The 24,680-nt window shown below is 44.0% G+C and carries 29 protein-coding genes; all 29 read right to left on the bottom strand.

From position 1 onward, the window contains the following. Positions 1–10 precede the first annotated feature (10 nt). The gene (gene ypjB, locus AB1L08_RS08790) at positions 11–796 is read right to left on the bottom strand and encodes a sporulation protein YpjB (protein ID WP_413064288.1); all 786 of its coding nucleotides are present in this window, start codon (positions 794–796) and stop codon (positions 11–13) included. An 80-nt stretch (positions 797–876) separates the two neighbouring features. After that, positions 877–1,467 carry a lipoprotein heptaprenylglyceryl N-acetyltransferase LhaT gene (gene lhaT / locus AB1L08_RS08785; RefSeq protein ID WP_413064287.1) on the bottom strand — a complete coding sequence of 197 codons (591 nt, stop codon included), beginning with the start codon at positions 1,465–1,467 and terminating at the stop codon, positions 877–879. A gap of 59 nt (positions 1,468–1,526) precedes the next feature. Then, positions 1,527–2,306, bottom strand: coding sequence for a menaquinol-cytochrome c reductase cytochrome b/c subunit (locus tag AB1L08_RS08780; RefSeq protein ID WP_413064286.1), 780 nt, complete (start codon positions 2,304–2,306; stop codon positions 1,527–1,529). 53 nt (positions 2,307–2,359) lie between these two features. After that, entirely contained in the window at positions 2,360–3,034 is a 675-nt protein-coding gene (gene qcrB / locus AB1L08_RS08775) for a menaquinol-cytochrome c reductase cytochrome b subunit (protein WP_413064285.1), read from the bottom strand. A 14-nt stretch (positions 3,035–3,048) separates the two neighbouring features. Beyond that, on the bottom strand, positions 3,049–3,564 hold the full coding sequence (locus AB1L08_RS08770) for a QcrA and Rieske domain-containing protein (protein WP_413064284.1): 516 nt from the start codon (positions 3,562–3,564) through the stop codon (positions 3,049–3,051). Between the two features lie 129 nt (positions 3,565–3,693). Then, positions 3,694–4,161 carry a YpiF family protein gene (locus tag AB1L08_RS08765; protein WP_413064283.1) on the bottom strand — a complete coding sequence of 156 codons (468 nt, stop codon included), beginning with the start codon at positions 4,159–4,161 and terminating at the stop codon, positions 3,694–3,696. Positions 4,162–4,263: 102 nt separating this feature from the next. Then, complete coding sequence (locus AB1L08_RS08760) at positions 4,264–4,812, bottom strand: ReoY family proteolytic degradation factor (protein ID WP_413064282.1); 549 nt, start codon at positions 4,810–4,812, stop codon at positions 4,264–4,266. A 37-nt stretch (positions 4,813–4,849) separates the two neighbouring features. Beyond that, positions 4,850–6,103, bottom strand: coding sequence for a tetratricopeptide repeat protein (locus AB1L08_RS08755; protein ID WP_413064281.1), 1,254 nt, complete (start codon positions 6,101–6,103; stop codon positions 4,850–4,852). Between the two features lie 111 nt (positions 6,104–6,214). Continuing rightward, positions 6,215–7,294: a 3-dehydroquinate synthase gene (aroB, locus tag AB1L08_RS08750; RefSeq protein ID WP_413064280.1), complete on the bottom strand. Its 1,080-nt coding sequence runs from the start codon at positions 7,292–7,294 to the stop codon at positions 6,215–6,217. A 62-nt stretch (positions 7,295–7,356) separates the two neighbouring features. Next, a complete protein-coding gene (ndk, locus tag AB1L08_RS08745) occupies positions 7,357–7,803 on the bottom strand; it encodes a nucleoside-diphosphate kinase (protein ID WP_413064279.1) in 447 nt (148 codons plus the stop codon). A gap of 75 nt (positions 7,804–7,878) precedes the next feature. Further along, positions 7,879–8,841, bottom strand: coding sequence for a heptaprenyl diphosphate synthase component II (gene hepT, locus AB1L08_RS08740; protein WP_413064278.1), 963 nt, complete (start codon positions 8,839–8,841; stop codon positions 7,879–7,881). A gap of 15 nt (positions 8,842–8,856) precedes the next feature. After that, entirely contained in the window at positions 8,857–9,567 is a 711-nt protein-coding gene (menG, locus tag AB1L08_RS08735) for a demethylmenaquinone methyltransferase (RefSeq protein WP_413064277.1), read from the bottom strand. Next, entirely contained in the window at positions 9,536–10,342 is an 807-nt protein-coding gene (locus AB1L08_RS08730) for a heptaprenyl diphosphate synthase component 1 (protein WP_413064276.1), read from the bottom strand. The genes menG and AB1L08_RS08730 overlap by 32 nt, the downstream gene beginning before the upstream one ends. 65 nt (positions 10,343–10,407) lie before the next feature. Next, positions 10,408–10,641, bottom strand: coding sequence for a trp RNA-binding attenuation protein MtrB (mtrB, locus tag AB1L08_RS08725; protein WP_413064275.1), 234 nt, complete (start codon positions 10,639–10,641; stop codon positions 10,408–10,410). A 16-nt stretch (positions 10,642–10,657) separates the two neighbouring features. Further along, complete coding sequence (gene folE, locus AB1L08_RS08720) at positions 10,658–11,224, bottom strand: GTP cyclohydrolase I FolE (RefSeq protein WP_413064274.1); 567 nt, start codon at positions 11,222–11,224, stop codon at positions 10,658–10,660. Positions 11,225–11,420: 196 nt separating this feature from the next. Further along, positions 11,421–11,693, bottom strand: a complete 273-nt coding sequence (locus AB1L08_RS08715) for an HU family DNA-binding protein (RefSeq protein WP_413064273.1) — start codon at positions 11,691–11,693, stop codon at positions 11,421–11,423. 234 nt (positions 11,694–11,927) lie between these two features. Continuing rightward, complete coding sequence (gene spoIVA / locus AB1L08_RS08710) at positions 11,928–13,406, bottom strand: stage IV sporulation protein A (protein WP_413064272.1); 1,479 nt, start codon at positions 13,404–13,406, stop codon at positions 11,928–11,930. 153 nt (positions 13,407–13,559) lie between these two features. After that, positions 13,560–14,270 (bottom strand): hypothetical protein, encoded by a 711-nt coding sequence (locus AB1L08_RS08705; RefSeq protein WP_413064271.1) that lies wholly within the window; start codon positions 14,268–14,270, stop codon positions 13,560–13,562. Positions 14,271–14,317: 47 nt separating this feature from the next. Beyond that, the gene (locus AB1L08_RS08700; RefSeq protein WP_413064270.1) at positions 14,318–14,518 is read right to left on the bottom strand and encodes a DUF2768 domain-containing protein; all 201 of its coding nucleotides are present in this window, start codon (positions 14,516–14,518) and stop codon (positions 14,318–14,320) included. Between the two features lie 369 nt (positions 14,519–14,887). Beyond that, positions 14,888–15,940, bottom strand: a complete 1,053-nt coding sequence (locus AB1L08_RS08695; RefSeq protein ID WP_413064315.1) for an NAD(P)H-dependent glycerol-3-phosphate dehydrogenase — start codon at positions 15,938–15,940, stop codon at positions 14,888–14,890. 23 nt (positions 15,941–15,963) lie between these two features. Beyond that, positions 15,964–17,274: a ribosome biogenesis GTPase Der gene (gene der / locus AB1L08_RS08690; protein WP_413064269.1), complete on the bottom strand. Its 1,311-nt coding sequence runs from the start codon at positions 17,272–17,274 to the stop codon at positions 15,964–15,966. Positions 17,275–17,813: 539 nt separating this feature from the next. Then, positions 17,814–18,410, bottom strand: a complete 597-nt coding sequence (locus AB1L08_RS08685; protein WP_413064268.1) for a YphA family membrane protein — start codon at positions 18,408–18,410, stop codon at positions 17,814–17,816. A 111-nt stretch (positions 18,411–18,521) separates the two neighbouring features. After that, complete coding sequence (gene rpsA / locus AB1L08_RS08680; protein WP_413064267.1) at positions 18,522–19,664, bottom strand: 30S ribosomal protein S1; 1,143 nt, start codon at positions 19,662–19,664, stop codon at positions 18,522–18,524. A 139-nt stretch (positions 19,665–19,803) separates the two neighbouring features. Next, positions 19,804–20,388 (bottom strand): lysophospholipid acyltransferase family protein, encoded by a 585-nt coding sequence (locus tag AB1L08_RS08675; RefSeq protein WP_413064266.1) that lies wholly within the window; start codon positions 20,386–20,388, stop codon positions 19,804–19,806. Continuing rightward, positions 20,385–21,065, bottom strand: coding sequence for a (d)CMP kinase (gene cmk / locus AB1L08_RS08670; RefSeq protein WP_413064265.1), 681 nt, complete (start codon positions 21,063–21,065; stop codon positions 20,385–20,387). The genes AB1L08_RS08675 and cmk overlap by 4 nt, the downstream gene beginning before the upstream one ends. Positions 21,066–21,162: 97 nt before the next feature. After that, complete coding sequence (locus AB1L08_RS08665) at positions 21,163–21,330, bottom strand: DUF5359 family protein (RefSeq protein WP_413064264.1); 168 nt, start codon at positions 21,328–21,330, stop codon at positions 21,163–21,165. A 57-nt stretch (positions 21,331–21,387) separates the two neighbouring features. Then, complete coding sequence (locus AB1L08_RS08660; RefSeq protein ID WP_413064263.1) at positions 21,388–22,038, bottom strand: flagellar brake protein; 651 nt, start codon at positions 22,036–22,038, stop codon at positions 21,388–21,390. A 111-nt stretch (positions 22,039–22,149) separates the two neighbouring features. Continuing rightward, positions 22,150–23,499, bottom strand: coding sequence for a germination protein YpeB (gene ypeB / locus AB1L08_RS08655; protein WP_413064262.1), 1,350 nt, complete (start codon positions 23,497–23,499; stop codon positions 22,150–22,152). A gap of 14 nt (positions 23,500–23,513) precedes the next feature. After that, positions 23,514–24,317 carry a spore cortex-lytic enzyme gene (gene sleB / locus AB1L08_RS08650; protein ID WP_413064261.1) on the bottom strand — a complete coding sequence of 268 codons (804 nt, stop codon included), beginning with the start codon at positions 24,315–24,317 and terminating at the stop codon, positions 23,514–23,516. Positions 24,318–24,680: the final 363 nt, after the last annotated feature.

Here is a 24,680-nt window from a genome sequence, read left to right as displayed (position 1 = left end):
TTCAGGCTGGTCAATTATTTCGATCTTTTCGTTTCATCTCTTTCTTCTCGCCTTTATATTTGCGCCAACTGACATAGGAAAGCGTCAAAATAATCACGCTTCCAGTCATCGATATGACCCACCATAATGACGGATCCGCCTCATCCTCATCCACCCCGGTAAAGAGGCTTTTCAAATCGGCTTCAAAATCCTCCAGTTGGGATGCCCAATCTTGTTCAGTAAAATTTGAGCGGTATTTGTCTAAAAACGCAATTTTGGAATCTATTTTCTGGAGTTTTTCAGCAGGGAGATCAATTTTTAAACTTGGTTGGATGACTCTATATGTTGAAAGGAATGCGTTTAAATGCCGATCGTATGATTCCCGGTCACCGTCCAGCGCAGCATTTTTTACTTGCCGAAATCCATCCATGACAGGGCTTTCCATTTCAAGCCACATGGGCTGGTGATTGGATTGGACGGCGTCATTGGCCAATCTGAAGGCTGTTACCAAACGAATCCTTTCTTCCTTTTCCCCGTCAACGCTCGTGACCGCTCTCAGCGCCTCATGATGAGCAGCAGAAAGCACTCTCAATTCATCCATTGTAAATGTTTGTTCTTTCATCCCATGCTCGGAAAATAGCACGGCATAACGTTCCAAAAGGGACTTTGCCTCTTCGAACCGTGAAAATTTTGTTAATTGCAAGGCCTCGTCAGCCAGTTGATCGAGCTCGTCAACGACAGGATCGGGTTTTGAATCGGCGATACCGGCATTTAAAAAAAGAGTCAGGCTCAGAACGATCCCGGATAACAATTTCATAACTGCCCCTCCTCATACTACTTGTAAAAATGTATGAGAAAGTGGACAAGAATAGACCTTTTTTATAGTTTGCAAAAATATTATTGAATATGTATCGTTTCCCGATTTCTCCGGGCTGCGAAATACGCCATCCCGACCGAAAAAACACTCAGCCAAAACGTGAAATAGCCAATTTCACGTACATACAGCTCGAGTCCGGGATATTTTGGATATTGCATAAAAACATAATCGATGACGTCATTGTGGAAAGTCCATACTGCAGCTGCCAAAACATGCCTGACCCTTAATTGATAAAATGGTGCATATAAAACAGCCTGAAGAGCCATCGCCCCGTGGGAGGCTATCAGCATATATCCTTGCCAGGGCAGAGCTCCCGTGACATTCAGCGTCAGGATATTCATCACTACCGCCCAAATCCCATATTTGACAAGCGTCACGAATGCAAACGCTTCACTGATTGGGCAGTTTTTATTTTTGATAAAAGCAAGCAGCACGAAAACAAAAAAAAGGCTGGCTGTCGGACTGTCCGGAACAAACGGTATAAACAGCCAGGGCGTGACTTCCAACTGTCCCTTATACCAGTAATATCCATAAATTGTGCCAATTGTATTGGCCATTAATAAAATCCGCAATATTCGCCGATCCATCAAAAACGTTAACAACAAATTCACGGGGGGCACCGCCTTCCCTTACATTAAAAGCCGGCAAATTTGCCGGCTTTCAGCGTACATTATTCACTTTTCAGGCTGGCAATGAATTCTGCAAGCTTGTCTAAATCTTCTTCAGACCCTTGATATTGGTCCGGAGGCATTGCACCGATACCTTTATGGGCAATTTCTTTGATTTCTTCCGGTTTCAGGTCCAGATTCACCAACGGCGGCGCTGCAGGTCCGCCTTCGAGGTTTTCGCCGTGGCAGTTAATACAGCTTTGGCCCGCATACACTTTGTAACCTTCTGCCTCTTGATCTATTTCAACATCTGCGCCTTCGACAATTTTCCCTTGTTGTTCAGCCGCTGCCCAGTCGTGGTTCACAACAGCTTCCCAAGTAAGATAAAACACGGCAGCAAATCCGAGCAGCATAAAGCCGGTTGCAAATGGCCGCTTTAATGCCCGGCGTTCCGGCCCCCGATCAATGAATGGCGCAAGCAACAAAGCGCCGAATGCAAGACCCGGAATAACCATGACACCTATGATGTTATACGGCCCTGAAGCATATGTGTATTTGATTAATTGATAAAGAAACAAGAAATACCAGTCAGGCATTGGAATATACCCTGTATCCGTAGGATCGGCAATCCGTTCAAGCGGTGCCGGATGGGCTGCTGTCAAACATAAGAAGCCGATCAGGAATACAGCGCCAACAAGCCATTCTTTTAATAGAAAGTCCGGCCAGAATGCTTCCGTTTTTCCTGGATATTCGGAATAGTCTTTAGGAAGTTTCTTCTCCCGCAGCTCCGGACTCACAATACGGGAGTCGCCGACAAACTTCATCCCTTTTCCTCGTCGCATATTATCCCCTCCTTTAATCAGTTACGATTCAGTAATGCGATAATGGGTCAATTTTATAGTGGACCGGAAATTCCTTGTCGTCTAATCAGGATAAAGTGAACACCCATTAAAGCCAGCAATGCAGCAGGAAGGAAAAATACGTGTATGGCAAAAAAGCGGGTCAACGTTTGTGCACCGACGATCGTCGGGTCTCCTGCTATTAAAGTTTTCATGGCAACTCCAATAAACGGAAGTGATTCGACAATATCCAATGTAACCTTTGTAGCAAACAATGCCTTCATATCCCAAGGAAGCAAGTAGCCTGTAAGGCCAAGGGCCAACATGACAAAAAAAATAAGGACTCCGACAATCCAGTTAAGCTCACGAGGCTTCTTATATGCTCCCTGGAAAAACACACGCAAAGTATGTAAAAACATCATAACGATCACAAGGCTGGCACCCCAATGGTGCATTCCGCGGACAATTTGCCCAAACGCCACTTCATTTTGAAGGTAATAGACCGATTCCCATGCGTTTTTGATATCAGGAACATAATACATCGTCAAAAACATTCCCGATAATATTTGGATAACTGTAACAAAAAATGTTAATCCGCCAAAACAGTAAACAAACGCAGAAAAATGATGTGCCGGGTTAACATGCTCAGGCACTTCATGGTCTGCAATGTCTCTCCATATCGGCGTAATATCCAATCGCTCGTCAATCCAGTCGTACATTCTGTTCAGCAATGATTACGCCTCCTTTACTTCTTTCTTACGAACGGATTTTCCTCTGGATTACCCAGCATTAAAAAACCGTCTTTTTCCTTTACTGGATAAGCATCCAACGGTCCCCTGGGCGGAGTTCCTGGAACATTGTTTCCATCTTTTGTATAAAGGCCGTTGTGGCATGGGCAGTAGAACATATTTGGATGGTCTTCGCTGCCTTCCCAGTTAACCGTACACCCCAAATGCTTACAAATCGGAGACAGCGCCACAATTTCTCCTTTTTCGTTTTTGTAAACCCAAGCTGATTGTGTGACCTCGGAAGTGTACCATGCATCCTTTTGTTCATACTTAAAGTCAACACGGACAGGTTCTTCTGTAATATCGGCAATCTTTTTATCGGTCATTTTAAAATCGCCGGCAGCCTCTGCCTGCAATACAGGGTCCACTGCAAACCGGACCATCGGCAACAGCATTCCAGCCGCCATAAAGCCGCCCACTCCGGTTAGCGTATAGCTTAGAAATTGGCGTCGTGTTACAGGATTTTTGCTCATCCTTATCCCCCCTCTGTCAGTAAGGTTAGTCCATCGGACAATTATTGCGCACATTTACAAACTAGGACATCATTATGATATATCAATAAATCATGAAAATCAATAAAATACAATCGCAAACCGTGTCAACTATGTGGCGATTCCCTGCCAGCCTTGTACGATCTCGTTCATCAGCTGCTTTACCTGATTTTCCATGATGGACTGTTGATATTTCTCGTCCAAATGCGCCAATGGAACAGATGCGGCAAACAGCAAAGTAGCGGAAAGCTGATCGGCCAGATTGCGCCAACTCTCGTCGGAAGTCAGTAAAAAGATATATTTCATTTCATTTTCTTTCATTTGCTTGGCCCATTGATTAATCAATGGAACTTTATCGCCGTCCGCCAAATCATTCAAATATGTAAAAGGCGGCAAAATAAGCATTCTTCCCTTAAATTGCCTTTCAAGGTGCAGCGACAACAACTGAATGAACTCTCCCTTTTCAACAACCTGTTTCATTTGGGAGCCAAAGGTGATCGGCATGAGCGGAACAACTGCAGTATCAATATAACTCTTTTCTTTCAAGTAAATTTCAATATCTTTTGCCTTCCACTCCATTTCTTCCACTCTCCTGTTTTATAGTATGCTCCATTACACTGGTTATCATTCTACCAAAAGAACAGGTTTGAGACAAAAAAATACCTCCCGTTTCCGGAAGGTTTACTTTTGTTCTCTAAGTTCCTTCAGCTGAAGCGACAGCTTTTCAAAAAGATCCTTATCGTGATGATCGAGCGCCTCATCAATGGCCGTTAAAAGTTTGTCTTCTTGAAATTTCAGCAGGCTTGCTTTTAAAAACTGTTCGGCAATGGCTTTATCTTTTTCACTGATTAAAACGGTCTTTTTGATGAATGGATTTTCTTCCAATACCGCAGCATATTGATGGGACAACTGTGAGCCGCGGAAGTTGATTTGAATATAGATGTCCTCATCACGGTTCAATCTAATGTCATGAAATGATTTTTCTGCATCGGTTGTCATGATATTATCCTTATAAAACCGAAAAGGCACTTCTCTGGTGCAATGGGTAGACATGATTAACCCTCTAGGACAGAACTGGGCTTCTTCAACAAAATGAACTTTCTCCATCAACTGATCGTGGCTCATCAAATAATTCAGAATCCAGACAGATTCTCTCCTTTTGAGTTGATAACGATTTAAAAACCAGCGAATAAAATCCTTTTTTTCGTTGACAGATACAGGGGTGGCCATCCTATTCCCTCCTCTGCAGAAGATAGAGTCCCTAAGGCTAATCTTTCAGGCGGTCAATCCATTCGTGCCATTCTTCATTCCAAGGCTCCAATTCAGCCAAAGATTGAAAGATACCCGCCGCTTCTTCCGTCTTTCCTTCCTCAACAAGAAAATATCCAAAATCTTTTAAAAACTCCGAGTTGTGCTTGAGATCATTATATGCCAGCTTGTACTCGTTTAATGCATCGGAATATTGTTCCACCTGCTGATAACTGTATGCTGCATCCCAGTGTATTTCGGCATCCTGTGAATCTTGAAACATGGCTGTAATTTCGAGCACTTCATGATGCCTTTCCTGTTTCATAAGAAGCCTCGTCAGCCGTTTGGCTGCTTCCAACAGTTCCGGATCCAGTGAAAGCGCCTTTCTCAAATAGCTTTCAGCTTCATCATTCCGGCCGGCTTTTAATAATAATGTTCCGGTATGGGCGCACAAATCGGGATTAAATTCATCGACAGCCAATCCTTCTTTCCCAACCTGTATGGCCTTTTCCAATTCGTGAACCTGCTCGTGGCATTTGGCCAAATATAAGTAAAGTGAAGTATAATCAGGATCGAGCTGCTTCAATTCATTGAATGCCTTTATCGCTTTGTGATAATTTCCTGCCTGGTAACATGTCAGGCCATAGCCAAAAAGCACGTTCAGTTCCTGATGCTTTTCCAGCGCCTTCTCATAAAAATGGATGGATTCCTCAAAGGCACCGCCCGCACTTAAAGCTTCGGCAAGCTTTGCATGGATGTCCTGGCCGGCTGCCGCGTGTTCCCCTTTGCTTAATAATTGCCTGTAGCACATGGCAGCATCGAGAAAGCGGCCCTGAGACATATACAGTTCCCCCAATGCAAAAACAACAATCGGTTCATCAGGGTATTTCTGTTTCGCGGCAAGCAACTTTTGTTCACTCACTTCGTAGAGGCCCTGCATCTGGTATAAATCCGCTTCCAGGAGAAGCGCGGCCCCATACAGGTCATCCGTATCAGGTATTTCCTTCAAAAGGAGCAACGCTTTTTCCTCCTGGCCGATTTCGATGAGCAGTTCGGACAGGGACAATTTAATGTCACTTACAAAGGGGTGTTTTTCCAGGAGCGATTGATAAAGCTCAATCGCTTCTTCCAGGAACCCATAATGGGCCAATTGATCGGCAAGCGAATATTTTTCCTCTTCGGAACTGTATTTTTTTACCCTAGAAAATATTTGCATGGCTTTGTCGACATTTTGCGTTTGTATATATTGTATCATTAACTCAGCATCTGTCATATGCAAAATCCTTCCAAAATCGATCCATGGGTTCCATGAGCCAGATTATATTATATTTTCTACATCGTCCTTCAAAAATCCTCTTTTTTATGTTTAATATACGAAGGGGTTTTAATGGGTCGATTTTTTTAAGTCGGCAAACGTACTTTCCAGTATTTTTTGATCCATGCCAACAATTACGGGTCTGCCTATTTCTTCCAGCAGTACGAAGCGCGTCTGATCTGCCACCGATTTTTTATCGCGCAGCATCGTTTCATATACTTGCTGAAACACTAGATCTTCCGGTATTTTCGTCTCATATCCCAATTGCCCGGCCCATTGGACAAAATCCGCGATTGGAAATGTCAATCCGGTGACTTGCTTACTCAAATGGAGTGCATATACCATGCCAATCATGACCGCTTCTCCATGGGTAAAAGTGCCATACCCTTTGGACATTTCAATGGCATGCCCAAGTGTATGGCCAAAATTCAAAACAGCCCGCAGTCCGCTTTCTCTTTCATCCACGGAAACGATTTGCGCTTTAATTTCAATCCCCCGCCGCAAAATATATGCCAGTTGTTCATCTGTTACAGCAGCGAGATCGGCAATTTCTGTCATTAAGTATTTTAAAAACGCGGCATCAGAAATACATGCATGCTTCACCGCCTCCGCAAAGCCCGATCTTTTTTCTTTGATCGGAAGCGTCTGTAAAAATTGCGTATTGTAGATCACGGCATCAGGCTGGTGAAACGCGCCGATCATGTTTTTTCCAAGCGGATGGTTTATGGCCGTCTTTCCGCCAACGGCACTGTCATGGGCAAGAATCGTTGTCGGAACCTGGATAAAGGAAATCCCCCGCATAAATGCCGCGGCCACAAAGCCGGCCAAGTCACCGACAGCTCCTCCGCCAAAGGCAATGATGCAAGATTTCCGATCGAGGCCCTGCTTAAGTGCGTACGTAATGCATGCTTCGAAAACGGGCATTTGCTTCGCCTTTTCTCCGGCCGGCACTGTATAAACGCCTGATGGAATTTCCTTCGGTAAGGCGGCTTTTAAAGCATCCAAATGAAGGGGCCCGACAATCCCGTCGGTAATGACAAGCAATTTCGTATATTTATTTTTGGCTATCAGATTTCCAAGCTCGTTCAATGCAAGCGGGCCTATGAACACCGGATAGCTTTTAGATGCAGCATGAACGTGAATTTTCAATCAAATCACCCCGATATAAAAATGAAAAAACACCTGCTGAACGCAGGCGGTTTTTATTCGTTTTAATACACCCAGTTATTGATTAACTTGGAGTACTCGATCAGCTCTTCTTCCTTAAAAAAGAGGCCGATTTCCCTTTTGGCACTTTCAGGCGAGTCAGACCCGTGAATGACATTTTTGCCGACCGTAACGCCAAAGTCACCGCGGATCGTGCCTGGGGCTGCATCTTTCGGATTTGTGGCACCCATCATTTGCCTCGCCGCAGCAATGACGTTTTCTCCTTGCCACACCATGGCAAATACAGGGCCGGATGTGATAAAATCAACCAACTCCCCGAAAAAAGGGCGTTCCTTATGCTCTCCGTAATGCTCTTCGGCAAGCTCGTTGGAAATTTGCATGAGCTTTGCTCCGATTAGCTGAAAACCTTTCTTTTCAAAACGGGAGACGATTTCACCAATCAATTCTCTTTGTACTCCATCGGGTTTTACCATTAAAAATGTTTTTTCCATTTCATTCACTCCTGCCATAAAATCAAATAGAATCATATCACTTTTTAAACAAGCTGGCAAATTTTGTTTGAATCATCAATGTGTTCTTTTTCCGATATAGTTGGCAATTTCTTTAAGGGGGTTTTTTACCCGGTTGTCCGGCAGCTCTTGTAAAATCTCAAGCGCCTTATCAAGATAGCACCGGCTAAGCCGGCGGGACTTTTCAATCGCACCGGAATGGTTGATAAGGTGAATGATGTTTTGTATTTCTTCTTTATTCGTATGTTCATTTACTTTTATAATTTCAGCCTTCAGTTCGGGATTTTGCATGGCGTATAAAGCCGGGAGGGTAATGTTCCCTTGCCGCAAGTCTTCTCCGGCAGGTTTGCCGAGTTCCTTTTCTGTTCCGGTGAAATCCAATATGTCATCCGTAATTTGAAAGGACATTCCGATGAAATATCCAAATCTGTAAAGGCGCCGGTATATATGCTCTTCCGTTTCCCCTGCGATAGCCCCCAATTCACAGCTTACCGCAATAAGCAAAGCCGTCTTTCTTTTGATCCGCCGCAAATAATCTCTTAAAGTTTGATCAAAGCGATATTTATCCTTGATCTGTTCCATTTCCCCGATGCAAACTTCAACGATCGCCCGGGCCAGCTTTTGATGTGCAAGCGGGTTGGGAATATTGGTCATGTATTCAAGTGAACGTGCAAGAATATAATCCCCTGTATACATCGCGATCCGGTCGTCCCATGTATGATTGATGGTCGGCCTTCCCCTTCTCGTATCGGCGCCGTCAATGACATCGTCATGGACAAGGGAGGCCATGTGAATTAATTCAAGAGCAAGCGCCACATTTTTGATGATATCGATTTTATAGTCGCCAAATTTGGCGGAGAGCAATACAAAGACAGGCCGTATTCTTTTTCCGCCGGCTTTCAGTAATTGGAGGGAGGTGCTTTGAAGTAATTCTGAATCGGAAAAAACGGCCTTTTCCAGTTCTTTTTCAATTAATTCCAAATCCGATTTGAAGGTCGAATAAAGCCATTTCAGTTTCATGTCGTTTCCACCCAGCTATTTTTTCTCTTTCCATCCGATGTGGGCCGCTGCAGCCCCTCCACTAAAGGACTTGTAAATGACGTTTGTAAAACCGGTTCGCCAAAACATTTGGGCCAGTTCTTCCATTCCGGGAAAATCACGTGCAGATTCCTGCAGCCATGAATATTCATGATAGCTTTTGGCAAACATTTTCCCGAACGCGGGCATGATGTACCGGAAATAAGCATAAAAGAGCTGACGGTAAACCGGCAGGGTGGGCTGGGACGTTTCCAGGCAAACTGCCATTCCGCCAGGTTTTGTCACCCGGTACATCTCTTTTAATCCCTGCATGTAATCAGGGACGTTGCGGAGGCCGAATCCCACAGTGACATAATCAAAACGGTCATCTTCAAAAGGCAGTTCCATCGCATTTCCATGAATAAGCGTTATTTGGTCCAGATCCCTTTGTTCTTTCTTTTCTTCGGCAATTTTCAGCATATTTTGGCTGAAATCCAGCCCGAACACCCGTCCTTCTTTTCCGACGCTTTCTGCCAGTGCAATCGTCCAGTCCCCGGTGCCGCAGCAAATGTCCAGCGCCGTTTTGCCCTTTTGTACGTCCATTTTTTTCATCGTTTCCCGGCGCCATTTTTTATGCTGCTGAAAGCTGATGATGGAATTCATTTTATCGTAGTTTTTGTAAATTGTTTCAAATACGTTATGTACACGTTCTTCTTTGGATTGCATCATGGTAACCTTCTTCCAAATTATGTTGTATCAGATCGGCAACCCGTGATTGCAGGATGGACGGCAATGTTCCCAGGCGGCTCATCGTATCGAGCAAGACATTTTTGCTTTTTTCCAGGTGCATTTGGCAAATGCCTTCCAAGCTTTGCCCGTTCTCATTTTGATCATGCCCGGCGTATTTTTTAAGGCCTTCAAATAGGATGGAAAAACTGCCGCGCTTATATTTCTCCCATTCTGATGCAAGCCTTTTAAAGAATAACAGCTCGGTAAAGAGCGAATGGTATTGGGCAAATTTAAAATGGCCGCAAAATTGTTCGATGACCGTCGTTTCCACTTTCTTTAAATACAGCATGAAGGTGTCTATGTCATCCATTTCAAATTGATACAGGGAAACTTTGTACTCATTGATTAATTGGATCGCCCTTGCAAGCGTTCTGATTAAATCAAGATTTTCGCAGTCGGCCAGAAGGTGGTAGTACAAGCCGCTGAAATAGTCGCCGGCCAAAACCGTTAATTGCCTCTCCTTCATGGATGCTAATTGATTCGTCACATTCTCATGCGTATCCAGCGCAGCTTGGACGAGCATCGCAGATGTGACATATTGGTCGGTTTGTGCTTCAGGCAGTTTCGACCGATTCACTGCCATCGCCAACATAAGGATACGGTCTTCATCAACAGCCGGAAATTCAATCTGCCGGAAAAGAAAATGATGGCTCAATTTCTTTTCAACAATCGCTTTAATTGAATCGATTTTCTGTTCATTTAAACAAAGGCCCATATCCTTTTTCCCCTTTTCTTTTGTACAGCATTCCTTTCCGGTTCAATCTGTCTATTATAACATGATCATTCTTTTCTTTCACTTTCGATTTCACCGACCGCTGTGATGATTTTGGCATTTCCTCTTATTTTGATGGCTGATGTATGATCGGTAAACTGGGCTACCAATACTTCACCCTTATCCAACTTTTCTGCATGATGGAATCTTGTATCCGTTCCACGCGTCAAGCCCATCACGTTAACTCCGTTCTCCAAAGCTTTTATAACGATATATTCGCCTAGTCCAAACTGGCTTTTCATGATAACACCCTCTATTCTACTGCTTAATTAAAGAGAGAACTTCATTCCGTGCCTGGATGTCTTTTAAAAAGATTCCCCTTACCGCGGATGTGATTGTTTTGGAGCCAGGCTTCTTAACGCCTCGCATCGTCATGCACATATGCTCAGCCTCCAACACCACCATAACACCGTAAGGCTCCAATTTATTCATCATTGCGTCTGCCACTGTGGATGTAATCCTTTCCTGAAGCTGCGGACGCCGCGCAACGGCCTCAACAGCTCTGGCAAGCTTGCTTAAACCAGTTACTTTTCCATTCCTGGGAATATAAGCAATATGGGCTTTCCCGAAGAAAGGAACTAAATGGTGTTCACATAATGAGTAAAATGGAATATCTTTAACGAGAACGAGTTCTTCATGGTCTTCTCCGAAAATGGTTTCAAAATAGTGTTCCGGATTGATTTCAATGCCTGCAAATACCTCTTCATACATATTGGCGACCCGCTTCGGCGTATCAGCCAGCCCTTCCCTGTCCGGATCTTCACCAATTGCTTCCAAAATCATCCGAACCGCTTCTTCAATTTTGGGTTTATCAAATTTCGCCATACGATATCCTCCTGCCATACTTTCACTAACAGTCCAATATTACCATACAAATATATAATTAGAAAGAACGCTGACGCGTTCTTTCTTACAAGTTGGAGGTGGGGGAATTTGATGAAATTGGCGAACTGCCAATTTCTTTCCTTAATAAAAAGGAACTGCCTTGGGCAGTTCCTCATACGCTCAACGATGTATGTAATTATTTTACCGCATCTTTAAGCGCTTTACCCGGTTTAAATGCAGGGACTTTGCTTGCTGCGATATCAATTTCTTCTCCAGTTTGGGGATTGCGTCCTTTACGGGCTGCACGCTCGCGCACTTCAAAGTTGCCAAATCCAATTAAGGAAACTTTATTTCCACTGGACAAAGCGTCTTGAATGGATTGGAAAACAGCTTCCACAGCTTTTGTAGCATCTTTTTTGGAAAGTTCCGCTGCTTCTGCCACGGCATTGATCAGTTCTGTTTTGTTCATTCTGTTCACCTCCTCTTCCGGTACAATTATACCTTTCGCAAGTCTTATTACTTGTGTAATCAATTTATTGGATTTCTAAACATTTTTATGCCAGAAATCGCCAAAAAAGCTTTTGAATCAAGGTTCAACGAGCTTTTCTGCTTAACAGATTATCATAATAAAATTATGTTAGCAACAATAAATACAATAATTAATGGAAAAGGCGCCGAATTTTTGTATTCAGCGCCTTTTTTCCTATAAAATGATGGCAATCAAACCTCCGGAACCTTCGTTAATAATCCTTTCCAATGTCTCTTTCAGTTTATAGCGGGCATTTTCCGGCATCATTGCCAGCTTCGCCTGGATACCTTCCCGGACAAGAGAACTTAAGCTTCTTCCAAAAATATCGGAATTCCAGATGGAAAGCGGGTCATCTTCAAAGTCCTGCATTAAATAACGAACGAGTTCCTCACTCTGCTTCTCGGTTCCGATAATGGGGGCAAACTCGGATTCCACGTCTACTTTGATCATATGGATCGAAGGAGCCACCGCTTTCAGCCTGACGCCAAAGCGTGCGCCCTGCCTGATAATTTCAGGCTCATCCAAACTCATATCTTGCAACGATGGGGCCGCAATCCCGTAACCCGTTTGCTTTACCATGACAAGCGCGTCGGATATTTGGTCATATTCCCGCTTCGCCTCCGAAAAGTCCTGCATCAGCTCCAGCAAATGATCTTTTCCCCTGATTTCAGTCCCGGCAATTTCCGTAAGAACCTCATCGTAAAGTGCGTCAGGGGCAAATAAATCTATTTCCGCGATTCCCTGGCCCATATCCACTCCGGCCAGGCCGGCATTCTCGATAAATTCGTAGTCGGTAAAATGCTGGACCACCCGGTCTACATCCCGGAGCCGTTTAATGTCTTTAACGGTTTCTTTGACGGCCTCCTGGTAATTTGTCCTGAGCCAATGATGATCTTTTAACACCATCACCCAGCTTGGAAGATTGACATTGACTTCAAGTACCGGAAACTCATAGAGCGCTTCCCTTAATACATCCAATACATCATCTTCCCTCATGTTTTCGACAGACATGCTCAACACCGGAATGTCATACTTTTCCTGAAGCTCGCCGCGGAGCGCTTCTGTTTCCGGGTGATGCGGCCTTGCCGAATTGACGACCATGATAAACGGTTTGCCCACTTCTTTTAATTCCTCGATGACGCGCTCCTCAGCATCTACATAATCTTGCCTGGGAATTTCTCCAATGGTTCCGTCCGTTGTAATGACAATTCCCAATACAGAGTGCTCTTGAATCACTTTCCTTGTTCCAATTTCAGCAGCTTCATGAAAGGAAATCGGTTCTTCATACCATGGGGTATTGATCATCCTCGGCCCATTTTCATCCTCATACCCTTTTGCGCCAGGTACAGTATACCCTACGCAGTCCACCAGCCTTACATTCACTTCAAGCCCTTCGTCAACATGAACAGAAACCGCCTGATTCGGGATAAATTTCGGTTCAGTCGTCATGATTGTTCTGCCCGCGGCGCTTTGCGGCAATTCATCTTGGGCACGTGCCCGGTCGGCTTCACTTTTAATATTCGGCATTACGGCCAATTCCATAAATTTTTTTATAAAAGTGGATTTTCCTGTTCGAACGGCCCCTACAACTCCCAAATAAATATCCCCGCCCGTTCTTTCCGCAATGTCTTTAAAAATATCGACCTTTTCCAAGAGTTTCCCTCCTATCCTAGAGTTCAAGGGACAACATGATCCCGTTTTATCGAAGCAAGACCTGGAAGGTGCATGATGTTGTCCGATTTAAATTTAATTGATGATAATATAAATCCTTCTTCCACATTATATTTAGCAGAAGAAGGATTATGCCTATTTCACCATATATATTGGCTTGTTATTCTCATCAATTGTATAGGGAAGGGAAAATGCAGGCACAATCGGTGAGTGATTGTGTAAAACCGGCCTGATATCGTCTCCCTGTTTGAATGTTATTTTCTCATTCTGCAGAGCACTATTAAGATCCGAAATGTAGTCTACAAAAATTTCACCTTTCCCATTTACAACAAATGGCAGATTATTGTTCGTATAAGGAGAGGTGACATATTGTTCCTCTTTGTATCCCAGCTTTTTATAATCCAAAGTATAGATATTATCCGCCAGAGCATCTTTAAACGGCGGGTAGCGGTGCGCCTGCATCCTGATCTTTAACTCCCTTATTTTTTCCGCCATGCGCAGATCAAACACTTTGACCGTTGGATTTGTTTCTGCATCAATCAATACATATTGGAATACCCCCCCGCTTTCATAAGCGTTGCCTGGAGGGGCTTCTAAAAATTGCGGAGTCAGCTTTGCAAAATCGATCGGATATTTTTGATAAATGGGTGTGTCCATCTCCCTGGTTTTAATGGGAAGCAGCCCTCCGCTTGCTTCCTGATATTGGTCCACTGCCCGCTGTACTGTTGCAATCTGCTCTTCATACGGGATTTGATTTTCCACTTTCCGTTCCTGAGGAAAAAAACATCCGGGTAAAACGAGCACAACCGCCATCGTAAGCAGTGATTTTAACAATCGCCTTTTCATGTATATGTACACCCCTTAACCTGCGCCTGATCTTGATACTCTGTTCCTTAATAAGTCGGGCCTGACAATACGACAAACAGCATGAGCAATCCCCCGATAATCATGAATGCCCATGCGGTGAGGGCGGTAACAATTTTTAGAAATCCTTTATTAAGCTTGAATCTGCTAATATATATGGTGAGCATGGCAAGTGCCATAAGCACCATGGCGATAATCGATATCCACATTTTTTGCATTGATACGGACACGAAAAAGTCCCCCCAGACACTCTGTTTTAAGTTCGAAATCATTATAACATATCCCCAGGCAATTATCGGAAAATGAAAATCCATACAGTACGGGCAAATAAGGCGAAACACGCAGGAGACCGCCTCCTCCGGAGTGTTTTGATGTATAACCTCGAGGGGCCGGCGCCGGCGCCAGACACAGAAAACTTCTTTTGCAGAAAAATTTGCTTAGCAAGTCATCTTTTACTTACAAAAAAATGAAGCAAAAAAATTGGATTTTTTGCTTCATCAAAAGTATTTGGACAAAAAAACCCAAGCCCACGGTTTATGCGAATCTCAATACAGCATATGTTGCACGAAATAGAACGCATCCTCGTATGCCCATGAACGCTATCTTTGTTCCATCTGCTCACTCAGTATGCCTACGAGATCTTCCATTTCATGTTTCTTTAATCTTCCCATCAATTGGTCGACTGCATCCTTCGGACTGACAGCGTTAAACAATACATCGTATAACGCTTCCGTGATCGGCATGTTCGTTTCATATTTTTTGGCAAGCTGGTAGGCGGCTTTTGTTGTGCGTACACCTTCCACAACCATCCCCATATTTTCTAATACTTCATCGAGTTTATGCCCTTTTCCGAGCAGGTTTCCGGCTTTCCAATTGCGGGAGTGGACACTGGTGCACGTAACGATCAGATCACCGATGCCTGCCAATCCGGAAAATGTTAATGGATTGGCGCCCATTTTCGTTCCCAGCCGGGATATTTCGGCAAGTCCTCTTGTAATCAATGCCGCTTTGGCATTATCTCCATATCCGAGTCCATCTGAAATGCCGGCTGCCAACGCGATAATATTTTTTAGCGCTCCTCCTATTTCCACCCCGATGAGGTCAGGATTCGTATACACCCGAAAATGCTGATTCATAAACAAATCTTGTATTTTTTCGGCAGCCTTCATGTTCTTGGAGGAAACCGTCACTGTTGTCGGATGCCTCGCACTTACATCTTCCGCATGGCTGGGCCCCGACAGGACGACCAAATCTTTCAGCAAATGCGCCGGGATCTCCTCTTCGATCATTTCCGATATTCTTTTATGTGTATCCGGCTCAATCCCTTTGCTTACATGAACAACAGTCAGCGGCTTGGCAGTGATGGCTGAAATCTCTTTTGCCATTTCCCTCACTGCCTTTGTCGGAACAGCGATAATGACGGTTTCGACTCCTTTCAGGGCTTCCTCCAGGGAAACAAATGCCTGAATGCTCTCGGGCAGTTCAACCCCCGGCAAATATTTGGGGTTGGTGCGCTGTTCATTTATTTCCTTTTGCTGCTCTTTATTTCTAAGCCACAGCTTTACCTGGTGTCCGTTATCAGCCAAAACCAGTGCCAGTGCAGTTCCCCAGCTCCCGGCACCGATCACTGCGACAGTTTCTTTATGATTGATCACTAGACTCACCTTCTTTTGCTTTATTTCCTTCTGCGGGCAATAATATTTAACGGCGTCCCTTCAAATCCGAATGCTTGCCGAATCGTGTTTCGAAGAAATCTTTCATATGAAAAATGCATTAATTCCGGTTCATTTACAAAAACAACAAAGGTTGGCGGCTTGACTGAAACTTGGGTGGCATAATAAATTCTCAATCTTTTTCCTTTATCGGTTGGCGCCGGATTCATCGCTGCCGCATCCAAAATCACTTCATTTAAAACGCTTGATTGGACACGCCTGGCGTGATTTTCACTGGCCATTTGAATGGCCGGAAGCAAGGTTCCGATCCTTTTCTTTGTTTTGGCGGAAAGAAAGACGATCGGTGCGTAATCAAGAAACTGAAACTGGTCTCTTATTTTCGCTTCGAAATTTCGCATCGTTTTCTCATCTTTTTCAACGGCATCCCATTTATTAACGACAATGATGACAGCACGCCCGGCCTCATGGGCGTATCCGGCAATCCGTTTGTCCTGCTCCCGGATTCCTTCTTCCCCATCCAGCACAACAAGAACAACATCAGATCGTTCAATTGCTTTTAATGCCCTTAACACACTATACTTTTCCGTGCTTTCATATACTTTTCCCTTTTTGCGCATGCCGGCTGTATCAATAATAACGTATTCCTGTCCGTCAAATATGTATGGGGTATCAACTGCATCGCGGGTTGTACCCGCAATCGGGCTGACAATGACCCTTTTTTCGCCCAGCAGGGCGTTTACAAGGGAGGATTTTCCGACATTAGGCCTGCCGATCAAACAAAATTTAATGACATCTTCATCATAGGGATCTCCGGGATCAGCCGGAAAATGCTTCACGACTTCATCAAGCAAATCTCCGAGTCCCAAACCGTGAGAACCTGAAATCGGGAAAGGTTCGCCAAAACCGAGGGAGTAAAAATCGTAAATCTCCGCTCTCATTTCCGGATTGTCCACTTTATTGACTGCCAGGACGACCGGTTTTTTGGACCTGAACAAAATTTTTGCCACTTCTTCATCGGCCGACGTAATCCCTTCACGGGAATTGACGATAAAAATGATGACATCGGCCTCTTCTATGGCAATTTCGGCCTGCCGGCGGATTTCATCAAGAAATGGAGCATCACCGATATCAATTCCGCCGGTGTCGATCACATGGAAATATTTTGTCAGCCACTCTCCGGTTCCATATATCCGGTCCCTCGTTACGCCCGGTTCGTCTTCAACGATTGAAATTCTTTCTCCTACAATCCGATTGAAGATCGTAGATTTTCCAACGTTGGGCCTTCCAACAATTGCTACGGTCGGCATTGCCATTCTCATCACTCACTTTAGTCAATATCAGAACTTATTATATAACATTCATACATGGTATCCCAGCGCTTAAGAAAAGTGCAAGCGCCTTGTCCAGCGACGTACAGACCGGACCGAAATGCGAAAACGCCTTGATCAGCCCCGGCAAGCATAAAACGGCTCCCGAGGAGGGTGTAATCCAGCCACCGCAGGGAATTGGCTTATGACCTCGAGGGGCTGGGCGTTGAAAGCTAGACAGAGTGCCTCTGAGAAGATAAAGGAAACACGGCGAGGAACGCAGGCTCAGGCAGCGGCGTCCTCGAAAAAGCTTACACTTTTTTCTTCGTGCGATGATGATGCTGTCGAAGCTTTCCTTGTCCTGCCGCTTCGCCTTTCACTAGCCCGTCCTGGGCGTCGGCAGGCTCAGGCAGCGACGTCCTATCGCTTCGCCTGCACTAGCCCGTCCTGGGCGTCGGAGCTGGACACAGTAAAGCTTTTTTTGAAGAAAAAAATTTCTTAGCAAGTTATACTTTGCTTGCAAAAAGAAACCGCCTGAGGGCGGTTCACTGCATCATCCTTTGACCGGTGTTTTGCTTCATGATTCCCCTGAAGGCTGCCAATACACGGGAACCGCAAAGCAGGGCGGTGGTCAGTCCAAGGATGTCCAAATATTCCATCGATCCAACGGTGTAGGGCATGCTCCATCGGGACAAAAAAATTCCCAAAAAAACCTCTCCAAACAAGGATCCAACAACAATTGCCAAAAACCGGTTAAAAAATGAGGCGGGATATAGAAGATAGCCAACGATATACAGAGCGCACGAAAGGACGATCCTTCTATCTATAAGAACCCACACGGGATCGTATAATTCCAGTAAATAAAAACCTGTATAGCCCACCATGACCGTCAGTGCCGAAAAGAAGAAATACACTTTTTTTACAAGGGGCCATTTCGAGATCACCATGCAGCCTCCCGTTATGAGCAATATGGCGGCTCCGTTTACGGTAATGGATTTTACGGAAAATGACACCGATGAAAAAATGAGCAGCAACAGAGAAAGCGCAGCAATCGGCAGCCTTGCCGGATCTTCTTTATTTAATATAAAGGTGGAAACAATCCATGCGCTCCATAAAAAAAATATAAATATCATTCCTGACATGCAAATCACCCCCATTTGTCTCATTATGGGATACAAATGAGGGCTTTAATCAAACCGTTAAGCGTTTTTTTACATAACAACCTTCCGTCGTACAACGGAAGGTTGACAGGCTTATTCGTTATTAAAATCTTTCAGTTTGTCGCCGATCATGTCACTGAGCTGAAACCCTTTTGCCTCTTCAACCGGTTCATAATGATTATCCCGGCTGTAATCCTGTTCTTCCAATTCCTTCATGCTTAATGACATTCTTTGTTCCTTTTCGTTCGTGTCAAGAACTTTTACTTTCACTGTTTGCCCTTCCTGAAGCACTTCATGCGGAGTGCCGATATGCTTATGGGAAATTTGGGAAATATGGACGAGTCCTTCTACACCCGGAAAGACTTCAACGAAGGCGCCGAATGATACGAGGCGCTTCACTGTTCCTTCGAGAACGGTTCCCCTCGGGGCTTTCTCCGATATATTTGTCCAAGGCCCAGGCAAAGTTTCTTTTATGGACAAGGAAATCCTTTCGTTTTCCCTGTCAACGGACAATACTTTTACTTGTACTTTTTCGCCTTCCGTTACGACGTCTGAAGGTTTTTCAACATGATGGTGGGCAAGCTGGGAAATATGCACCAATCCATCGACCCCTCCAATATCGACGAATGCACCGAAGTCGGTAATGCGTTGAACGGTTCCCTCAAGTACTTGGCCAACTTCAAGATTTTCCAGCAATTGCTTCTTTTCACGTTCTTTTTCTTCTTCAACGACAGCGCGATGCGAAAGAATGAGCCTGTTTTTTTCTTTGTCCAGCTCCACAATCTTAAAAGCAAGGGTCTTCCCTTGATATTCGCTGAAATCTTCAACATAATAATCTTCAACCAAAGACGCCGGAACAAAGCCGCGAACCCCCAGGTCAACCACAAGACCGCCTTTGACTACTTCGTTAACCTCTGCTTCAAACATTTCATTATTTTCAAAGCGCCTTTCCAATGTTTCCCATGCATTTTCAGCATCTACCTTGCGCTTTGAGAGAATGAGCAAATCTTCTTCCACTTTCGTAACGATTAAATCAAGGACATCCCCCACGGATACAACATCAGATGCTTTTTCAACATGGAGGCTGGAAAGTTCACTGATCGGGATAATTCCATTTACTTTGCTGTTTTCAATGTCCACAAGCACTTGCTTTTCTTCAATTTTTGTAACTGTTCCTTTTAACTTGTCACCTTCGTTAAATGTTATTACTTCAACATTGTTCATATCCTCTGACACTATTTACTCCTCCTATCCGGCTTAAAGGTGCGTGTGAAAGGATTCCCCGAGCAAAAGGGGAACACCCAATCGGCACAATCTTTAAAATCGTCTTGTTATTAACTTCTTACAAATAAGAACCTTTGTCAAGCAATACACGTCAGCCTTTGTTTTCGTTTATTAATTTTTTTATGTGCGCCATGATGGCCTCGGTTGCCTCTTCCACAGAAACTTTATTTCTTCTCATTTCTTCAAAGTCGATGGGAGGCCCGTAAATGACCCTGACTTTCCGGAAAGGTTTATACGTTCCGACAATCGCACAAGGCAAAACACTCGCCTCTGACCTTAAAGCAAAAAATCCGGCTCCGGCAAGCCCCTTGCCCAGTTCCCCCGTTTTGCTGCGTGTACCTTCCGGGAAAAGGCCAACTACATGCCCCTCTTTTAATATTTTCAATCCAGTTCTTAATGCTCCCCTGTCACTTATGCCCCTTTTTACCGGAAATGCCTGCAAATGAGGCAAAACCCATTTTAAAATCGGAGCTTTGAATAATTCTTCTTTCGCCATAAAAAAGACCGGGCGCGGGCAGGTAATCCCTACAACAGGGGGATCAAGATTGGAGATATGGTTGGCGCAAAGCAGTACCCCGCCTGACTTCGGCAAATGTTCAATGCCTTTTGTTTCAATGCGGTATAAAGGCTTCAAAATGCCGCTCACGACCGTTTTGGCAAACATATAAATCTTCAAGACGCTTCGATCCTTTCTTTTGCCAATTGAATGATTCGGGAAACGACCTCATCCACAGAAAGAAATGAAGTGTCTATCTCGATGGCGTCTTCTGCCTTTCTGAGCGGCGATACTTTGCGCTCCGTATCCTGCTTGTCCCGAACCATAATGTTGCTTTTGATTTTGGCCAGATCGGACGGATAGCCCTTTTCAATATTCTCCTTATGGCGCCTGGTGGCCCTGATATCCGCACTCGCCGACAAAAAAATTTTCAGTTCCGAATGCGGCAGTACATTTGTCCCGATATCCCTTCCATCCATCACAACGCCGCCTTCAGCACCTAAAGCTTTTTGGCGGGCAACCATTTCTTCCCGAACGAATGGATGGGCAGCAACTTCGGAAACGCTATTGGTTATATCCGGCTGGCGGATTTCTTTCGTAACATCCTCCCCGTCAAGGAGTACGAGCTGTTTTCCTCCGCCATTTTTTAATTCGATTGTCGTTTCTTTGAGCATGCGAACCAGTTCTTCTTCGCTGCTCATGTTTATATTTTCCTTTATTGCCTTGTATGTAAACGCCCTGTACATGGCGCCGGTGTCAATATACGTGTAGGAAAGACGATCCGCCACAATCTTTGCCACGGTGCTTTTCCCGGCTCCGGCAGGACCGTCAATGGCAATGCTTATTTTTTTTGTCAACCTGTTCACCTGCTTTTTGTTTATGGACATGTTTTATTTTACCATAATCTATACACGCCCATCACAAACAAATATTAAAAAATCCCGAAAATGATGATCATAAATTGAAGGGTGGTTCGGACATCCCTGAAGATACCCCTTCATATAGAAATACTTTGTTTAAATTTAAAAGATAAGTAGACGGGTGAAAAAAACCTTGCACAAGAATGAGAATCAAGAGGTGAACAATGACCAATTTGCATAATACCCGTTCAAAAGCAGACATGGACTCCCTCCTTTTTACATATTATGCGATAAATTCGGGAGTATTATTCGGTGAATCTTAATGCCAATATCCTTTTCTGCGGTAGGCAAGCTGCCTTTCAAAACAGAATTTCGTTAAGATTTGTTGATCCTTTTGATCGGGATTAGCATACTTTATGGAAATATACTGCTTATCTCCTTTTGTAAATATTCGGATTACTACACAATGAAACGTCAATTGATACAGTTTGCCGGATTCCATTTTAATGGACAAATCAACGGTTCCGCGGTCACCTTTTTGCAAATGTATGCCGTCGGGAAGGATGGCGGCACAGCCTCCTGCACTGATATTATCAGTAAAAGTTGAAAAATCAATATCCCTTTCCGGGAAATGAAAGGAAATTTCGACCGCTGCTTCCACCCGGACGTATTCACGTCTTTGCACTCTTTTTATTTGATCGCCGGGGTGGGTAAGCTCAACCAATGGAACAGAATCTTTCACGGTTCGGTTTACTTCCGTACGAAAACAATAACTTGCCGAGTTTTCATCTGTAAAAAAAACGGTCAGCTTAGTACCAGGCGGTAAGAATGCCACTTTTTTTGTATCAATGTTGATCGGATAATAAATATAAAAATGCGCATCATTCAAATCGGCAATTTTTCCTTTATATTTTTTTACCATTCCTTCCTCATGCAATTCCATTGTTAAATCCAATCCTATATACAGCATGGGCAAGCACTTCCTAATCGTTCTAATTACATCTATTATGTCACGAAAAGGCCACTTTTTCCACATAACATTCCGATTGGTTATAAAGAAAGCAGCCATAGGCTGGCTGCTTTAAATTACGTTTTCATATACGGGTTCGGCATTTTGCATTTTTTCCACTTTTTCCTCAAAGCCGTTTTTTGCATTGATATATATTCGATACGTATCGTCATCCATGGTACCGATATATTCGTAACAGAGCACTTCCTCCCCAAGATCGTTCGTAATGACCGCAAGGCCGTCTTCCATGATTTTTACATTCTTATTTAAATTCCCGCGGGCCTCTTTTGGCGTGATTTTCGGAGAAGGAAGATCCCGCTTCCGATGGCTTTTCAAGTAATCGTCTGCCGAAAAGCCGACAATTTGCCCATTATCGAGTGCTACTTTGATTTTAATGGATTCAGGGTAAATACGAACATCATCCTGCATCGTAACATATGTCAGCAGTCCGGTCGAATCATACTGGACACTCTCTGCGAGCTGAAGTTGTTTATAACCGTGTTTTCTTAAAAATTGTTCCGATTTCCTGGCTGCTTCATTCAAACTGATTTTTTGATCTTTTACCGTGCGGTTATCGATAAACCAGATTGGATATCCACCTGTCTTCGTAATATCCAGTGTAGCCTCATGGCCTTTCCCATTACTCAATACGACATTGTAAAACCCGTATGCCGCTCCTTTTCCGTTTTCGTTTACTTTGATATCCCGCGGGTTTTGAATCCCGCTATATTTTTTCGCCAATTTCACGGCATCGTTTTTGGAGATCTTTTCTCCTTTTAAGTGCTCAAAATTTTCGTCACGCTCCTGAAAATTGACTATGGACGGATTTTGCAGGTTTTTTTCGTCATACCCTGTTGCCTTTTTCTCGACGGTTTTAAAACCGTCTATAATCGTATTGTCTGCATTTTCTTTTCCGGATGCCATTGCCAATTCAACATCCATCCACCGCAAGTTGTCTTTGAGGACCATGTGCTGAACTTTTCTTAGCTCATTGCGGATTTCCCCGCTTTGATGATATAGTTTTTTCAATGTTTGCTGCTCTTTTGCAGAAAGCGGGTCATCGTCCAAATTTCGGACGGCCGTTTTATAGCTGAAAGTACCGATGTTGGACAGAAATTGCTCCGTTTTATTAAAAGGAAGCAGGGAAAGAGGCAACTGCCCCACCTGTCCCCGGGCATCGGAAGTAATCCTCCAAACGTCTGCCAATGCGGGCGACAATGACTTGCCGGAATTCATGGCGAGTGTACTGCCAATTTTATCGTGCAATAAATCCATTTGGTACGTCAAATCGTGGAACGCTCTCTGATAGTTATTTTCGGAATTTATAAGGATGGCATTTTTCTCCTGATGTTCCTGATATCCCCACGTACCGGCCCCGACCGCGGCAATGGCAAGAACAACCAATAATATATTTCTAAGCAATTGTGGCACCTCCATCATTTACAAAAGATGTGTTTCCCTATTCGTTTAATTTGCGGTCTTGTCCAGATCCACGCGCTCGTTGCAGTGTCAGGATTAAAGTAGTACAGTGCGCTGCTCGTGGGATCCCAGCCGTTAATGGCATCCAACACGGCACGTTTTGACGTTTCGTTTGGCGTCAGCCATATTTGTCCGTCTGCCACCGCCGTAAATGCACCCGGTTCAAAAATGACTCCTGAAACTGTATTTGGAAATAACGGACTGTTGACACGATTTAATATTACGGCTGCCACTGCAACCTGCCCTTCATAAGGTTCGCCCCTTGCTTCACCGTGGACAGCATTTGCCATGAGCCGTATATCATTTTGCGAAAAACCGGCAGGGGTGTTTACCGCTGTTGGCGTCTGCTTTTTGGGCGAAGGAGCCGATCCCTTCTGCTTTGACACGTCCGTTCCACCGTAATGGGTGAACTTTTTCCCTTTATTGATCTGTTCCTTAACATACTGCTTGTTGTACTTGGATGCTTTTACCAACTTCGCTTTCGTGTCTTCACCGGCCAAACCATCCACTTTTAATCCGAAACGTTCCTGGAAGTTTCTAAGTGCCCAATATGTGCCCCAACCAAATACGCCATCTATTTTTCCATGATAATAGCCCAAATACTGAAGCCGCGCCTGTAATTCGATCACATCATCCCCGACAGCTCCTTTTTGGATCACTTGATTCGTAAAGGCATCTGTTTTTGGGGCAGGTACGGCTGATAAACCGATACAGCACAAAAAAATGATAAGAACCAGCTTATATTTAGCGCCAAACCTCATGTCATACCCTCCAAAGATTAGATTGTCATGAAGATATTATTAGGATTGACACATTTTTTATTCACCCAAATTACGAAAGTAAATTTGCCGAAAACTAATTCAGCGCTCTTTTGGGAACAATTTACAAATCTGGGTACTAAATTTAAGAGAAACTGGAAAATTGGACAGTTCTCCCCCCTCCCCAAAATGAAGGGGCCAATAACTTCCAATTTATTCAGTTACAGCTGTTCATTCAAGTTGTTGTACACTTTGAACCATGAATCTAAAAGCCTGTTTATGAAGGTAACCTTCTTGTATCTTTAACAGGATTTGCCTGGCGTGAGACACAAATACGCCTGCTGCCTGAACGATTTCCCTGCGAAA

Origin of the sequence: Siminovitchia jepli, assembly GCF_047228825.1 — a bacterium.
Classification (GTDB): domain Bacteria; phylum Bacillota; class Bacilli; order Bacillales; family Bacillaceae_C; genus Siminovitchia.
The sequence above is the reverse complement of the archived record's forward strand: the minus strand, read 5'-3'. Positions and strand labels throughout refer to the sequence as shown.